The sequence below is a fragment of the Pacificibacter sp. AS14 genome, assembly GCF_038899935.1.
In the GTDB taxonomy this organism is placed as follows: domain Bacteria; phylum Pseudomonadota; class Alphaproteobacteria; order Rhodobacterales; family Rhodobacteraceae; genus Celeribacter.
The window spans coordinates 43,664-57,847 of sequence record NZ_JBBMQI010000001.1; the positions used below are offsets into that span (position 1 = coordinate 43,664).

16 protein-coding genes are annotated in these 14,184 nt (G+C 54.4%); all 16 read left to right on the forward strand.

Annotated features, from left to right (window positions below):
• The first annotated feature begins 165 nt into the window (after positions 1-165).
• The 16 genes from WNY38_RS00250 to cysE all read left to right on the forward strand — a co-directional run bounded on the left by WNY38_RS00250 (position 166) and on the right by cysE (position 14,165).
• Complete coding sequence (locus WNY38_RS00250) at positions 166-1,446, forward strand: phage portal protein (RefSeq protein WP_342855311.1); 1,281 nt, start codon at positions 166-168, stop codon at positions 1,444-1,446.
• Positions 1,439-2,026, forward strand: a complete 588-nt coding sequence (locus WNY38_RS00255; RefSeq protein ID WP_342855312.1) for an HK97 family phage prohead protease — start codon at positions 1,439-1,441, stop codon at positions 2,024-2,026. The genes WNY38_RS00250 and WNY38_RS00255 overlap by 8 nt, the downstream gene beginning before the upstream one ends.
• A 48-nt stretch (positions 2,027-2,074) precedes the next feature.
• On the forward strand, positions 2,075-3,301 hold the full coding sequence (locus WNY38_RS00260) for a phage major capsid protein (protein ID WP_342855313.1): 1,227 nt from the start codon (positions 2,075-2,077) through the stop codon (positions 3,299-3,301).
• Between the two features lie 167 nt (positions 3,302-3,468).
• Positions 3,469-4,065 (forward strand): head-tail connector protein, encoded by a 597-nt coding sequence (locus WNY38_RS00265; RefSeq protein ID WP_342855314.1) that lies wholly within the window; start codon positions 3,469-3,471, stop codon positions 4,063-4,065.
• Positions 4,065-4,406, forward strand: a complete 342-nt coding sequence (locus WNY38_RS00270; RefSeq protein ID WP_342855315.1) for a head-tail adaptor protein — start codon at positions 4,065-4,067, stop codon at positions 4,404-4,406. The genes WNY38_RS00265 and WNY38_RS00270 overlap by 1 nt, the downstream gene beginning before the upstream one ends.
• Entirely contained in the window at positions 4,403-4,813 is a 411-nt protein-coding gene (locus WNY38_RS00275) for a DUF3168 domain-containing protein (protein WP_342855316.1), read from the forward strand. The genes WNY38_RS00270 and WNY38_RS00275 overlap by 4 nt, the downstream gene beginning before the upstream one ends.
• 73 nt (positions 4,814-4,886) lie before the next feature.
• On the forward strand, positions 4,887-5,300 hold the full coding sequence (locus WNY38_RS00280) for a phage major tail protein, TP901-1 family (RefSeq protein WP_342855317.1): 414 nt from the start codon (positions 4,887-4,889) through the stop codon (positions 5,298-5,300).
• 3 nt (positions 5,301-5,303) lie between these two features.
• Entirely contained in the window at positions 5,304-5,618 is a 315-nt protein-coding gene (locus tag WNY38_RS00285) for a gene transfer agent family protein (RefSeq protein WP_342855318.1), read from the forward strand.
• An 8-nt stretch (positions 5,619-5,626) separates the two neighbouring features.
• Positions 5,627-5,875: a rcc01693 family protein gene (locus WNY38_RS00290; RefSeq protein WP_342855319.1), complete on the forward strand. Its 249-nt coding sequence runs from the start codon at positions 5,627-5,629 to the stop codon at positions 5,873-5,875.
• Positions 5,868-6,530 (forward strand): phage tail tape measure protein, encoded by a 663-nt coding sequence (locus tag WNY38_RS00295; RefSeq protein WP_342855320.1) that lies wholly within the window; start codon positions 5,868-5,870, stop codon positions 6,528-6,530. Before WNY38_RS00290 ends, WNY38_RS00295 begins: the two co-directional genes overlap by 8 nt.
• A gap of 61 nt (positions 6,531-6,591) precedes the next feature.
• Positions 6,592-7,224 (forward strand): DUF2460 domain-containing protein, encoded by a 633-nt coding sequence (locus WNY38_RS00300; protein ID WP_342855321.1) that lies wholly within the window; start codon positions 6,592-6,594, stop codon positions 7,222-7,224.
• Positions 7,224-8,132 (forward strand): DUF2163 domain-containing protein, encoded by a 909-nt coding sequence (locus WNY38_RS00305; protein ID WP_342855322.1) that lies wholly within the window; start codon positions 7,224-7,226, stop codon positions 8,130-8,132. The genes WNY38_RS00300 and WNY38_RS00305 overlap by 1 nt, the downstream gene beginning before the upstream one ends.
• Positions 8,129-8,572 (forward strand): NlpC/P60 family protein, encoded by a 444-nt coding sequence (locus tag WNY38_RS00310; protein WP_342855323.1) that lies wholly within the window; start codon positions 8,129-8,131, stop codon positions 8,570-8,572. The genes WNY38_RS00305 and WNY38_RS00310 overlap by 4 nt, the downstream gene beginning before the upstream one ends.
• Positions 8,573-8,575: 3 nt before the next feature.
• Positions 8,576-12,481 (forward strand): glycoside hydrolase TIM-barrel-like domain-containing protein, encoded by a 3,906-nt coding sequence (locus WNY38_RS00315; RefSeq protein WP_342855324.1) that lies wholly within the window; start codon positions 8,576-8,578, stop codon positions 12,479-12,481.
• On the forward strand, positions 12,474-13,184 hold the full coding sequence (locus WNY38_RS00320) for a DUF2793 domain-containing protein (RefSeq protein ID WP_342855325.1): 711 nt from the start codon (positions 12,474-12,476) through the stop codon (positions 13,182-13,184). Before WNY38_RS00315 ends, WNY38_RS00320 begins: the two co-directional genes overlap by 8 nt.
• A 168-nt stretch (positions 13,185-13,352) precedes the next feature.
• On the forward strand, positions 13,353-14,165 hold the full coding sequence (gene cysE, locus WNY38_RS00325) for a serine O-acetyltransferase (RefSeq protein ID WP_342855797.1): 813 nt from the start codon (positions 13,353-13,355) through the stop codon (positions 14,163-14,165).
• The last annotated feature ends 19 nt before the right edge of the window (positions 14,166-14,184 follow it).

Below are 14,184 nucleotides of genomic sequence, written 5' to 3' on the forward strand. Positions count from 1 at the left end.
TCCCCTTTCCAGGTCCTCGTGGTGCAGCCCTTGTGGTGGCCCCCGAGGGCCAAAGTTTGAATTGAGAGATGAGCCATGAGGGCGTGGGGCACGAAGTGTTCAAGCGCCGTCATATAGCGGGGTGTCGGTTTGGCATCTGCAAGACGTTTGAGGAGAGACACGGATATGGTGTTTGACTTTATGAAGCGAGGCGCACAAGCGCAGCCTGAGGTGAAAGCCTCAGCCACGGGTCCCGCGATCGCTTATTCAAGCGCAGGCCGTGTGGCATGGAGCCCGCGCGATACGACGACGCTGACTCGGGTCGGTTTTACAGGCAATCCGGTTGGGTTTCGGTCGGTGAAACTGATCGCCGAAGCCGCCGCTGCATTGCCGATGATCTTGCAAAATCGCGATGCACGTTTCGACGAGCACCCTTTGCTGTCGGTCATTTCGCGCCCCAATCCGGTACAAGGTCGTGCGGACTTGTTTGAAGCGCTTTACGCGCAGATCCTGCTGTCCGGCAACGGCTATTTGGAAGCTGTCGGCGAATGGGGGCAGGTGCCCGTTGAGCTGCATGTCCTGCGCTCTGATCGTATGGGCTTGGTGCCCGGATCAGATGGTTGGCCTGTGGCGTATGAATATGCCGTGGGCAATCGCAAACACCGTTTTGATGTGATCGACGGTCAATCGCCTGTGTGTCATATCAAGTCGTTTCACCCTGCGGATGATCATTACGGATTGTCCCCGATCCAAGCGGCGGCCACAGCGATTGATGTGCATAACTCTGCGTCTCGTTGGTCAAAAGGCCTACTGGATAACGCGGCGCGTCCTTCTGGTGCGATTGTTTATGGCGGCTCTGATGGGCAATCCTCGATGAATTCGGATCAATATGATCGCCTGCTGACAGAGATGGAAAGCCATCATCAAGGCGCGCGCAACGCAGGGCGCCCGATGTTGCTAGAAGGTGGTTTGGATTGGAAGCCGATGGGCTTTAGCCCGTCTGATATGGAATTCCAAAAGACCAAAGAGGCCGCAGCTCGTGAAATCGCGCTCGCCTTTGGGGTGCCGCCGATGCTTTTGGGCATTCCTGGGGATGCGACCTACGGCAATTACCAAGAGGCCAATCGCGCCTTTTACCGCCTGACGGTGCTGCCGCTTGTGCATAAGGTTACGGGTTCAATCGGGCATTGGCTGTCTGAAATGACGGGCGAGGCGGTCGAGCTGAAACCAGACTTGGATCAGGTGTCCGCATTGGCGCCAGAACGTGATGCGCAGTGGAACCGTGTGGCCAAGGCCGATTTCCTGACGGCAGATGAAAAGCGCGCGATGTTGGGGTTGCCCCCGTTGAGCGTGGAGGCGCAGGCCGAAGTGTTTGACGAGGTTTATGTTGACGAGGCGTCCGATGTGCCAAGCGAGAATGACGCAGCACTGGACCCAGAACAAACTGAGGAGCAACCAGATGTATAAGCAAATCGATAACGGGCTTGAGCATAAATTCATGCGCCTTGGCGAAGATATCAAAGTCACCGACGGCTTTGAGATTGAAGGCTATGCGTCCTTGTTTGGCTGCACCGATCAAGGTGGCGATGTGGTGCAAACCGGCGCTTATAAAAAATCATTGGCGGGTCTGAAAGCCAAAGGGCGGTCTGTAAAGATGCTCTGGCAACATGATCCCGCGCAGCCTATCGGCATTTGGGACGAGGTGCGAGAAGACGCACGTGGTCTCTATGTCAAAGGTCGGCTGCTCAAAGATGTCGAAAAAGGTCGTGAAGCCGCGGCGTTGATCGAGGCAGGGGCGATTGACGGATTGTCGATTGGCTACCGCACGGTGCGCGCACAAAAATTGCGCGACCAAAAGGATGGCAAAGCCGCACGGCTTTTGTCTGAACTGGAACTTTGGGAGGTGTCTTTGGTCACCTTTCCGATGCTTCCTGAGGCGCGATTGGTGACAGAGGAAAAGGGCGATGATCTCTTTGGTGCTGAGACCATGATGCGTGAACTCGCGGACGCCTTAACCGGCGCACGCAAGCTGCTGGCCCGCCTTTAAGGCCAGCGCTCTCACCCTCTAACCAACAAAACACAAAGGATTGTTTGGATGAGCAAAACCGAGACAAAGGCTCGGGCCGGTACCGGTGTGTCCGATATGTCGGCCAAAACGGCGCTGACCACGCGCGGTCCTGCCACTGAGGTGAAGACCGCGCTGGCCGGTTTCATGAGTGATCTCAAAGACTTTCAAACCGATATCAAATCAAAGTTTCAAGAACAGGAAGAGCGACTGAACATGCTTGATCGTAAATCACACAATTTCGGCCGTCCGGCCCTTTCCGTATCTCAAGAGGTTGATATGTCACACAAATCTGCATTTGGCGCTTATGTGCGCATTGGCGATGACGACGCGTTGCGTGGTCTGGCCCTTGAAGGCAAATCCATGTCCACAGCCGTGAATGGCGATGGTGGCTATTTGGTGGATCCGCAAACAGCGGAGACGATCAAATCTGTGCTTAAATCCACAGCCTCCATTCGCTCTATCGCCAATGTGGTGAACGTTGAGGCGACCTCTTACGATGTGCTGATCGACACGACAGATGTGGGCACGGGCTGGGTTTCTGAGGCGGGGTCTGTTTCTGAAACAGGTACGCCGACCATTGACCGCATCTCTATTCCGTTGTTCGAACTCTCTGCTTTGCCAAAAGCGTCACAGCGTCTTCTTGACGATGCGGCTTTTGATATCGAAGCATGGCTTGCTGGTCGTATCGCAGACAAGTTTGCCGCCTCTGAGGCCTCAGCCTTTATCAACGGTGACGGCATCGACAAACCAACGGGCATCTTGGCGCATGCTCAAATCGATAACGATGTTTGGGCTTGGGGCTCATTGGGCTATGTTGCGACTGGCACCGATGGTGGCTTTGACGTGACAAATCCGGCGGATGCGATCGTGGAACTCGTGTACGCTTTGGGGGCTCAGTACCGTGCCAACGGGACCTTCGTGATGAACTCCAAAACAGCTGGTCAAGTGCGCAAGCTCAAAGACGCAGATGGTCGTTTCTTGTGGTCTGACGGTCTTGCCTCAGGTGAGCCGGCACGTCTCATGGGTTACCCTGTGTTGATCGCGGAAGACATGCCAGACATCGCGTCAGACGCGGCTGCCATCGCCTTTGGTGATTTCGCAGCAGGCTACACTGTGGCTGAGCGTCCTGATTTGCGCATCTTGCGTGATCCGTTCTCAGCAAAACCACACGTGCTGTTCTACGCTACAAAACGCGTTGGTGGTGATGTGAGCGATTTTGCAGCGATCAAGCTGCTCAAGTTCTCAACATCCTAAGACCGTAACTGAACGAGTTCGTGTCTGATCTGTAAAGGCCAGGCACGAGCGGTGGGTGCGCGTCTCGTTTGACGTGTTGTCTAGCTGCTCCCCCTCCGTCCGAGCAACACGGGGGCGTGCATCCATCATCACAAGTGGCAGGGGGACCCGGAAATCGGAGATGTACCATGATGTTAATGGAGCAAAGCCAAGTACCCCTAGCGGTACTCCCGGTGGCACAGTTCAAAGAGCATTTGAGACTGGGCACGGGCTTTGGCGACGACGGGGTTCAGGACGGGGTTCTTGAGACATACTTGCGCGCCGCGCTCGCAGCTGTTGAAGCGCGCACGGACAAAGTATTGATCGAACGAGACTTTGCTTGGACCGTCACAGCGTGGCGTGATCTTGATGCGCAAACGCTGCCAGTGGCCCCTGTGAGCACCATCACCGCCTTGGTGATTGTGGATCGCCTGAGCGCTGAGACTGTGATTGATGCGGCTAAGTATCTGCTCGATAAAGACACGCACCGTCCGCGGATTGTCTCCAGCAGTTTTGTTCTGCCGTCTGTGCCCGTTGCAGGGCAGGCGCGTATTGAATTTACGGCTGGGTTTGGCGCCGAATGGGGCGATCTACCCGCAGATTTAGCGCATGCTGTGATGCTTTTGGCCGCTCATTTTTATGAGCATCGCCATGAGACAGCTGTCAGCGCTGGCGCGATGCCCTTTGGCGTAAATGCACTGTTGGATCGCTACCGCAATGTGCGGTTGTTTGGAGGGCGCGGCTGATGTCAGCAGTGGTTCACCTCAATCGTAAACTGGTGCTGGAGGAGGCCTTGCGGATCTCTGACGGGGCTGGCGGCTATGTGGAAACATGGACGCAACTTGGGACCCTTTGGGCCTCTATTCAAGCTGGCACAGGGACGGAGCGCTCTGAGGATTTTCTGACCGTCTCGCGTGTTCCGATGAAAGTTATTGTGCGTGGCGCACCTGTAGGATCGCCGCGACGCCCCAAACCAGATCAGCGTTTCATCGAAGGTGGACGGGTGTTTCGCATCCTGTCTGTCACCGAGTTGGACGCGCAGGGACATTACTTGGTCTGTCAATCGCGTGAGGAGGTTGCATCATGAGTTATGGCGTATCCGCAGCCTTGCAAACGGCTGTTTTTCAATCGCTTTCCGCTGATGTCACCCTCGCGGGCTTGGTTGGCAGTGCGATCTATGATGCGGCGCCGACGGGTACAGTGCCCTCGCTTTATGTGAGCCTTGGACCTGAGGATGTCACTGACGCCTCAGACAAAACTGGCCACGGCGCACGGCATGAGTTTGTGGTCAGCGTTGTGTCCGACACAGCTGGTTTTTTGACCGCCAAAGGGGTTGCTGCCGCGATTTCCGATGTGTTGGTCGATGCTGATCTGACGTTGTCTCGTGGCAGTCTGATTGGGCTTTATTTCGTGTCTGCCAAAGCGCGGCGCGTTCAAGACAGTGATGTGCGCAGGATCGATATTCGGTTCATGGCGCGTGTTGAGGACACCTAAAGCGTTTCAGAGTGAAGTCGAGACGCAATTTGGCTTCGAAATGCGGCAATTTTTCATAAAAGGGGCTTAGGCAATGGCTGCTCAAAGCGGAAAAGATCTTCTTATCAAACTCGACATGACTGGTGCTGGCCAGTTCGAAACCATCGCGGGTCTGCGGGCCACGCGCATTTCGTTCAACACAGAAAGTGTTGATGTGACATCGCTGGAAAGCTCTGGCGGTTGGCGCGAACTTTTGGGCGGTGCCGGTGTGAAATCCGCGTCCATTTCGGGATCGGGTGTGTTCAAAGATGAAAATACCGACGAGCGTGCGCGTCAGATTTTCTTTGACGGCGAAGTGCCCAATTTTCAGGTGATCATTCCTGATTTTGGCACAGTCGAAGGTGCGTTTCAACTGACCTCGATCGAGTACGCCGGTTCGCACAACGGCGAAGCAACCTATGAGTTGTCCATGTCGTCTGCGGGCGAGCTGACCTTTACGGCGGTGTAATCTATGGCAAACCCTTTCGCAGGCGAAGTGGCACTCACGCTAGATGGCAAACGCTACGTGTTGAAACTGACGCTGGGCGCTTTGGCTGAGCTTGAAGCAGGTTTAGAGACAGACACGCTGGTGGCGATGGTCGAACGTTACGAGGCAGGTAATTTTTCCACGGCGGATGTCTTGCGCCTTGTGGTTGCTGGCCTGCGAGGGGGCGGCTGGACGGGCGGCTATGACGACATTCTTGTCGCTGAAATTTCTGGCGGTCCTTTGGAAGCGGCACGGGTGGGTGCAGCGCTGATCGCGCGCGCCTTCACCGTACCCGGATAGGGAGCGATATGTCTTTGATTTCAAACGATGGATTTGATTGGCCGGCCTTGATGCGCGCAGGAATGAACGGGCTGCGTCTGAGGCCCAGTGAGTTTTGGGCGCTGACCCCAGCCGAGCTGCTTTTGATGCTGGGCTCTGGGTCAGGGTCTGCACCTCTAAGCCGTGCGCGACTTGATGAATTGGCACAGGCCTATCCTGACAAGGCGCCTGATGATGCGCCGCAAAAGACGGATGTGAAAGGGCAAGACAATGGCTGACATTAACGGTCTAGACAAATTCGAAGACAAGTTGTCTCAGATGGAAGACGCAATGGGGGGCGCGGAAGCTATGGCCTCAGCTTTCAACCAAGAGATGGTGCGTCTTCAGGCGACAGTCGCTGAGACGCAGCGCGAAGTTGGCACGCTTGAGCGTGGGATATCCAAAGGCCTAAAGCGGGCCATCGACGGTTTGGTTTTCGATGGCGATACACTGGCAGAGGCCATGCGCGGTGTCGGAACCTCGATGTTGAACGCGGCTTATAATGCCGCCGTGACCCCTGTGACAAGTCACGTTGGTTCTGCGTTGGGCAGTGGGCTTGAATCCATCATCCAAGGGCTGTTGCCCTTCGAGAAGGGTGGCAGCTTTTCCCAAGGTCGCGTGACACCTTTTGCCACCGGCGGTGTTGTTTCTGACCCAACGTATTTCCCAATGCGCGGCGGGACCGGTTTGATGGGCGAAGCGGGGCCTGAAGCGATTATGCCACTGTCTCGTGGTGCCAATGGCAAACTTGGCGTGATGGCATCTGGTGCGTCCAAAAGCGTGAATGTCACGATGAACATCACAACGCCAGACGTGCAAGGTTTCAGTAGGTCTCAATCGCAGGTCGCTGCGCAGCTTAGCCGAGCCTTGGGGCGCGGATCTCGTAACCAGTAACGCGATATTTCGAATTTTCGGGCGAAAGCGCCCTCAGAACCATCCGATGTAGGGGTACCAAATGGGTTTTCATAACGTAAGATTTCCGGCGAACCTGAGCTTTGGCTCTGTAGGTGGCCCTGAACGGCGCACCGAAGTTGTCACCTTGGCCAACGGTTTTGAAGAGCGCAACACGCCTTGGGCGCATTCGCGGCGTCGGTATGATGCTGGTCTTGGTATGCGGTCGCTAGATGATATCGAAGCTTTGATCGCGTTCTTTGAGGCGCGTCAGGGGCAGTTGTACGGCTTTCGTTGGAAAGATTGGTCCGATTACAAAACGTCTAAGGCATCCCAAGATGTGAATTTCCAAGACCAAGTGATTGGAACCGGTGACGGCGAAACGGCGGTGTTCCAGCTGCATAAAAACTACAGTTCAGGCACTGCAACTTATGTGCGTCCGATCACGAAACCTGTCTTGGGCACTGTGAAAGTCGGCACGCAAGGCGTTGAACTTCAAGAATCAATTGCATGGGATGTGGATGTTACCACAGGCCTCATCAGGTTCGATACACCGCCTGAAGAAGGCGTCTCGGTCACTGCTGGGTTTGAATTTGACGTGCCTGTGCGTTTCGACACCGATCGCATTGCGACGTCCGTATCGTCCTTTCAAGCGGGTGAGGTTCCCAACGTTCCAGTGGTTGAGGTGCGTGTGTGATGACGGATAGTGAAGCACTTTACACTCATTTGGCCAGTGGTACGACGACTGTGTGCCGCTGTTGGGCAGTCGTTCGAAAAGATGGTCAAACCTATGGGTTTACCGATCATGATACGGACCTTGAATTTGACGGGCTTGTCTTTGCGGCAGGCACTGGGCTGACGGCGAACGCGCTTGAGCAATCCACGGGGTTATCTGTTGATAACACCGAAGCTTTGGGCGCTTTGTCGTCCGCAGCGGTAACAGAAACGGACATCCAAGCAGGTCGTTTTGACAGTGCGGCTGTGAAGGCGTGGTTGGTCAACTGGGCCAATACGTCTGAGCGCGTGTTGCAGTTTAATGGTTCTTTTGGCGAGATAACCCGCGCTGTTGGTGGCTTTCGCGCCGAATTACGTGGTTTGACCGAGGCGTTAAATCAGCCTCAAGGTCGTGTGTATCAATCCAGCTGTTCGGCAGTTTTGGGCGGCGCTGGGTGCGGTTTTGATATGACATCACTTGGGTACAGCACTGAAGTCACAGTTGAATCTATTGACGACGAAAAACTCTTTTCGTTTTCGGCCTTGGAAGGGTTTGATGACCGCTGGTTTGAAGGCGGCAGAGTGGTCGTTCTGTCTGGGTCAGCGCAAGGTCTTGTTGGCGTTGTTAAAAATGATCGCCTTTCATCAGATGGCCGTACCATCGAACTTTGGGAAAGCCTGCGCGCTGAGATTGCCGTGGGGGATCAAATTCGCATCGAAGCGGGCTGTGATCGACGCGTCGATACTTGTCGATTGAAGTTTGACAACTATTTGAATTTTCAGGGTTTTCCGCACATTCCAGGTGAAGATTGGCTGACGTCATATCCATTGTCGAGTGATCTCAATGAGGGTGGGAGCATGAACAGTTCTATCTCAGGGGAAAGCGCATGACCGATGGGGCCAAAGTAATACAACAGGCGCGCACATGGATCGGGACGCCTTATATTCATCAAGCGTCTTGCAAAGGCGCAGGTACGGATTGTCTTGGGTTGTTGCGCGGTGTCTGGCGCGAGCTTTACGGAACTGAACCAGAGTTGGTGCCTGCTTATACGCCTGATTGGTCCGAGCCGCAGCGTGAAGAGCGGCTGTTTTCCGCTGCCAAACGCCACCTGCTGCAAAAACCGATTGCCGAAATGGATGAGGGCGATGTTTTGCTCTTTCGCATGCGCAAAAGTGGCGTGGCCAAACATCTGGGGATCGTGGGTCAGGCGGGCACTGCCCCGACATTTATTCACGCCTATAGCGGGCACAGCGTTGTGGAAAACGCGCTGACATTGCCTTGGCGCCGCCGCGTGGCGGCTTGTTTTTCATTTCCGGATTACGGAGGCTAAGTCATGGCGACTATCGTACTTTCTGCAGTAGGGGCAGCGGCAGGGGCCTCTGTTGGCGGCGGCATCTTAGGTCTGTCTTCCGTTGTCATCGGACGTGCTATTGGCGCAACCATTGGTCGTGCTATTGATCAACGTGTCATGGGCGTTGGCAGCCAAGTTGTTGAAACGGGTAAAGTTGACCGTTTCCGTCTGACGGGTGCTTCCGAGGGCATTGGAATCTCTCAAGTTTACGGTCGAATGCGTGTTGGCGGTCAGGTCATCTGGGCAACCCAATTCCAAGAAAACTCTTCCACAACAGGTGGCGGTGGCAAAGGGACGTCGTCTCAAACACAGGTCACAGAATACAGTTATTCGATCTCATTGGCGATTGCGTTGTGCGAAGGTGAAATTTCGCGCGTTGGCCGCATTTGGGCCGATGGTATTGAAATCGCGCCAGAAGATGTGACCATGCGAGTCTATACGGGGGCTGCCGATCAAATGCCGGACCCAAAAATGGAAGCGGTCGAAGGCTCTGGTCTTGTGCCAGCCTATCGTGGCGTCGCCTATGTTGTGTTCGAGGATTTGGACCTCGCGCGCTTTGGCAACCGTGTGCCGCAATTCACTTTTGAAGTGATGCGCCCTGATCAATCGACCGAGTTCAAAAGCGATATGACCCATTTGGTCAATGCCGTGGCGATGATCCCTGGAACTGGAGAATATGCGTTGGCCACCACTCCGGTTTATGTAACAGGCGATGTTGGTGAGACGGTTGCGGCAAATTTGAATTCTGAGTCTGGCAAAACGGATTTTGAGACCTCTGTTGACGCGTTAAAAGACGAATTGCCGAATTGTGGATCGACGTCTTTGGTTGTGTCTTGGTTCGGCGATGACCTGCGTGTTGGCAGTTGTAACCTGTTGCCCAAAGTGGAGCAGGCTACGGTTGATGGCGACAATATGCCTTGGACCGCTGGCGGATTTTCCCGCTCTACGGCGTCTATTGTGCCAACGGATATTGATGATCGCGCAATCTACGGAGGCACGCCTTCGGATCAGTCTGTGATTGAGGCGATCATAGCGCTGCAAGATGCAGGGCAAGCGGTGATGTTTTACCCCTTTATTTTGATGGACCAATTGGACGGAAATGGTCTGACGGACCCTTGGAGTGGCGCTGATGATCAGCCTGCGTTGCCATGGCGTGGCCGGATCACGACATCGCTAGCACCTGATCAAAGCGGCACGACTGATGGTACTGCCGCCGCAGACGCGGAAGTCGCGGCCTTTGTGGGAACTGTCCAAGTCAGTGATTTCTCAATAATGGACGGCGCTGTGATTTATTCCGGACCTGCAGAGGCCTCGTATCGCCGGATGATTTTGCACTATGCGCACTTGTGTGCGGCTGCCGGTGGCGTGGATGCTTTTTGCATCGGGTCTGAAATGCGAGGTCTCACCCGTATTCGCGGCGCGAACGGGTTTCCGGCTGTTGAGGCGCTTATTCAATTGGCTGCCGATGTGCGGGGGATTTTGGGGGCGAGTTGCAAGATCAGCTATGCCGCCGACTGGTCCGAGTATTCTGGCTATTCGCTGAACGGCGATCTGTATTACCCTCTTGATGCGCTCTGGGCCGATGACAATATCGATTTCATCGGTATCGACAACTATATGCCTCTGTCTGACTGGCGAGATGAAGAGGGTCATGCGGATGAAGCCTATGGGTCGATTTACAATCTTGAGTACCTCAAAGCCAATATCGAGGGCGGCGAAGGCTATGACTGGTACTACGCCTTTGATGAGCACGCAGACGCCCAAATACGTACGCCGATCCAAGATGGTGCTTATGGCGAGGATTGGGTTTGGCGCTACAAAGACATTCGCAGCTGGTGGGAAAACGATCACCATGAGCGGATTTCAGGGGTGCGTGTCGAGATATCAACGCTGTGGGAACCCAAATCAAAACCGATTTGGTTTACTGAAATTGGCTGCGCTGCGATCGACAAGGGGACCAACCAGCCCAATAAATTCATTGATGCGAAATCATCCGAAAGCTCTTTGCCGAAATATTCGAACGGGCGACGCGATGACTATATTCAATTACAATATGTTCGTGCACTCAGCGAATATTGGGCTCAAAGCGAGGTCAATCCTGTGTCCGAGGTCTATGGCGCGCAGATGGTTGATATGTCGCGTGCTCATGTTTGGGCTTGGGATGGGCGACCCTATCCGGCGTTTCCTACGGTTACCTCGCTGTGGAGCGACGGCGGCAATTACGCCAAAGGCCATTGGCTTAATGGGCGTTCAACTGCGCGGTCTTTGTCTGATGTTGTGACTGAGATTTGCGCGCGCTCTGGCGTGATCGGTGTGGATGTGTCTGAACTTTACGGTATCGTACGCGGCTATACTGTTGGCGAAATTTCAGGAGCACGCTCTGCATTGCAACCTTTGATGTTAGCCTTTGGCTTTGAGGCCATCGAGCGAGATGGGCTTTTGACCTTCCGGTCTCGTGATGGAAAGGCGAAGGCGGATGTGACGCAAAGCACCCTTGTCATGTCATCAGACAGGGACGGCGCGCTGGAGCTCACACGAGCACCTGAAGCAGAAGTGGCTGGTAAGGTGCGCCTGACCTTTATCGATGCCGATGCCGATTATGGCGCGCGTGCCGAGGAGGCTCTGTTCCCCGATGAGCAAAGCCGTTTGGTGTCACAGTCTGAGTTGCCTTTGGCGCTCACACGCACGGAAGGGCGCCAGATTGTAGAGCGTTGGTTGGCTGAGGCACGGATCGCACGGGATACGGCGCGGTTTGCCTTGCCGCCGTCTAGCTTTGCGCTTGGCGCTGGCGATGTGATCGAATTGGACAGCGATATTGGTAAGGCGCGCTACCGCATTGATCACGCCACGCTTGGATCATCACGCGAAGTCGAAGCCGTTCGCGTGGAAGAGGAGATCTATGAACCCTCTGACATGGTTGAGGAAATTGTAACGGCACAACCGTTTTCTGCGCCGGTTCCCGTGCTGTCTCAGTTCATGGATTTACCGCTGCTGACTGGGGATGAGATGCCTTATGCGCCGCATATCGCGGCCACTGCGCGCCCTTGGCCGGGTTCGGCGGCCGTTTATTCTTCTAGCTCCGACAGTGGATATGGACTCAATACATTGCTACCGGCTTGGGCCACAATCGGGACAACGCAAACCAGTCTGAGCGCTGCTGATCCTGCGATTTGGGATCGTGGACCTGTACTTCGGGTAAAGCTTGTGCGCGGTGAGTTAAGTTCAGCCGCCGAGATTGATGTACTCAATGGGGCAAATGTGGCCGCCATTGGTGATGGATCTGCGTCAAATTGGGAAGTGTTCCAATTTGCCAATGCAACACTTGTTGGGCCCTACACTTATGAAATTTCTCTGCGCTTGCGAGGGCAGGCGGGGACGGATGGACTCGCGGCATCGTGGCCGATCGGATCACGCTTTGTGTTGATCAATGACGCGTTGCGCCAAATTGACATTGCGCAATCTGCGCGGGGGTTGGCGCGTCACTACCGCATTGGTCCGTCGCAACGATCTTATGATGATCCAAGCTACACTTATGTTGTAGAAGCCTTTGATGGCATTGGGCTTCGGCCCTATGCGCCAGCCCATTTGCGTGCCTCCAATTCGGCTCCTGGTGACACATCTGTTACTTGGGTTCGGCGTACACGCACCGACGGCGATAGCTGGCAATCAACCGAAGTGCCTTTGGGGGAAACATCTGAAAGCTACCTTGTACAAGTTGTGCAAGGGGGCAGTGTTCTACGCGAAACCTATGTGACGATCCCGTCTTGGACGTATTCAGCGTCGCAAAAATCCGCAGATGGCCTGTCTGGCCTCTACACCATTCAAATTGCCCAGATGTCCGACAGTTTCGGAGCGGGCCTCTTCAAAAGGATTGAGATCAATGAGTGATACAACCCGCTTTTCACTGCCCCTTTTGCAGGCCGCTCAGGCGCAAAAACATGTCACCGTCAACGAAGCGTTGACGCGTCTTGACGGGTTGATGCAGCTACGGTTGCAGTCTGTGACGCTAAACACGCCTCCTTTGACGCCACAAGAGGGCGACGCCTATGCTGTCTCCAATTCTGCTGTCAATGAGTGGGCGGGCCAAGAGGGCGACATCGCACTGTATGTGAGTGGCGGTTGGGTCTTTGTCCCTGTCACGCTTGGGATGCGCGCCTACATTGCGGATCAAAACGGGTGGGCCGGTTTTGACGGTACATCATGGCAAATGGGTTTGCAGTCTTTATCTGTCAATGGTGCGGGTATGCAAATCTTGGTCAAAGAAATCGATCATACAATTGTCGCTGGAACGACATCTGCTGCGACGCTAGCCTTCCCCGGACAAGCCGTTGTTTATGGTGTGACAGGGCGCGTCTTGAGCGACATAACGGGCACGCTGACTGGATATTCCGTTGGGGTATCTGGATCTAGTAACCGCTATGGCGCAGGGCTTTCTTTGTCGTCTGGCAGTTGGATGCGTGGTCTTACAGGCACGCCATTGACCTACTATAGTGACGAAGATCTTATCTTGACCGCAGAAGGTGGAGATTTTGCCGCTGGTGATATCCGCTTGGCGATCCATTATGCGCAATTCTCGTTGCCCACAGCTTAGCGCTGAATTCTTGGGCCAAGGCGACAATAAAAACAAAGCCCTTGTGCTATTTGGCATGAGGGCTTTTCACTTTTCTAACGCCCTTATGTGATTTTTAAACGGCAAGTTTACTTGCGTTTTGGATATCTAGCCTATCTATAGTATCCTTAAGAAAAGAGGATCAGCATGATGGCCAAAACCCGCACTAAACTTTCAGAACTGGACCCCGTTTGGACGCAAATCGTAAGCGAGGCGCGCCAAGCCGTTGATGCTGAACCGCTTCTGGGTGGTCTGGTCCATGCCTGCATTTTGCATCACAGCACGTTGGAAGATGCTTTGGCCTACCGTCTGGCGCAAAAAATGGCCTCGGCAGATATGTCAGAACAGCTGTTGCGTGAACTGATTGATGAGGCTTACGCCGATGATCCCGCGCTCGGTCAATTCGCTCGGGCAGATATCGTGGCTGTGTTCGATCGTGATCCTGCTTGCCATCGTTACATCCAGCCTTTGTTGTATTTCAAAGGCTTCCAGGCCATCCAAGCTTACCGCATTGCCAATTGGCTGTGGCGGAGTGGACGCCAAGATCTGGCTTATTTCATCCAGATGCGCGTGTCGGAACAGTTCTCGATCGACATTCATCCCGCATGTAAAATTGGCCAAGGCCTGTTTTTGGATCACGCCCATTCGCTTGTATTCGGTGAAACGGCTGTGATCGGCAACAACGTCTCTATTTTGCATTCCGTGACCCTTGGCGGCACCGGCAAAGAGGACGAAGACCGTCACCCAAAAATTGGGGATGGTGTTTTGATCGGCGCAGGGGCGAGCGTTCTTGGCAATATTAAAATCGGTTCATGTTCGCGTATTGCCGCCGGATCGGTTGTGCTGAGCGAAGTGCCGGACTGCAAAACGGTTGCAGGTGTTCCGGCCAAGATCGTTGGCGAGGCAGGGTGCTCGCAGCCTTCTGTGTCGATGAACCAACTGATCGGCGCGCGCGAAAAATAGAACGCAAATTGTAGATTTA

Bases quoted from the DNA above. Each gene is read 5' to 3' on its own strand.
- cysE (WP_342855797.1), top strand. From the start codon at position 13,353: ATGGCCAAAACCCGCACTAAACTTTCAGAACTGGACCCCGTTTGGACG.
- WNY38_RS00250 (WP_342855311.1), top strand. From the start codon at position 166: ATGGTGTTTGACTTTATGAAGCGAGGCGCACAAGCGCAGCCTGAGGTG.
- WNY38_RS00275 (WP_342855316.1), top strand. From the start codon at position 4,403: ATGAGTTATGGCGTATCCGCAGCCTTGCAAACGGCTGTTTTTCAATCG.
- WNY38_RS00315 (WP_342855324.1), top strand. From the start codon at position 8,576: ATGGCGACTATCGTACTTTCTGCAGTAGGGGCAGCGGCAGGGGCCTCT.
- WNY38_RS00310 (WP_342855323.1), top strand. From the start codon at position 8,129: ATGACCGATGGGGCCAAAGTAATACAACAGGCGCGCACATGGATCGGG.
- WNY38_RS00285 (WP_342855318.1), top strand. From the start codon at position 5,304: ATGGCAAACCCTTTCGCAGGCGAAGTGGCACTCACGCTAGATGGCAAA.
- WNY38_RS00255 (WP_342855312.1), top strand. From the start codon at position 1,439: ATGTATAAGCAAATCGATAACGGGCTTGAGCATAAATTCATGCGCCTT.
- WNY38_RS00280 (WP_342855317.1), top strand. From the start codon at position 4,887: ATGGCTGCTCAAAGCGGAAAAGATCTTCTTATCAAACTCGACATGACT.
- WNY38_RS00300 (WP_342855321.1), top strand. From the start codon at position 6,592: ATGGGTTTTCATAACGTAAGATTTCCGGCGAACCTGAGCTTTGGCTCT.
- WNY38_RS00265 (WP_342855314.1), top strand. From the start codon at position 3,469: ATGATGTTAATGGAGCAAAGCCAAGTACCCCTAGCGGTACTCCCGGTG.
- WNY38_RS00305 (WP_342855322.1), top strand. From the start codon at position 7,224: ATGACGGATAGTGAAGCACTTTACACTCATTTGGCCAGTGGTACGACG.
- WNY38_RS00260 (WP_342855313.1), top strand. From the start codon at position 2,075: ATGAGCAAAACCGAGACAAAGGCTCGGGCCGGTACCGGTGTGTCCGAT.
- WNY38_RS00290 (WP_342855319.1), top strand. From the start codon at position 5,627: ATGTCTTTGATTTCAAACGATGGATTTGATTGGCCGGCCTTGATGCGC.
- WNY38_RS00295 (WP_342855320.1), top strand. From the start codon at position 5,868: ATGGCTGACATTAACGGTCTAGACAAATTCGAAGACAAGTTGTCTCAG.
- WNY38_RS00270 (WP_342855315.1), top strand. From the start codon at position 4,065: ATGTCAGCAGTGGTTCACCTCAATCGTAAACTGGTGCTGGAGGAGGCC.
- WNY38_RS00320 (WP_342855325.1), top strand. From the start codon at position 12,474: ATGAGTGATACAACCCGCTTTTCACTGCCCCTTTTGCAGGCCGCTCAG.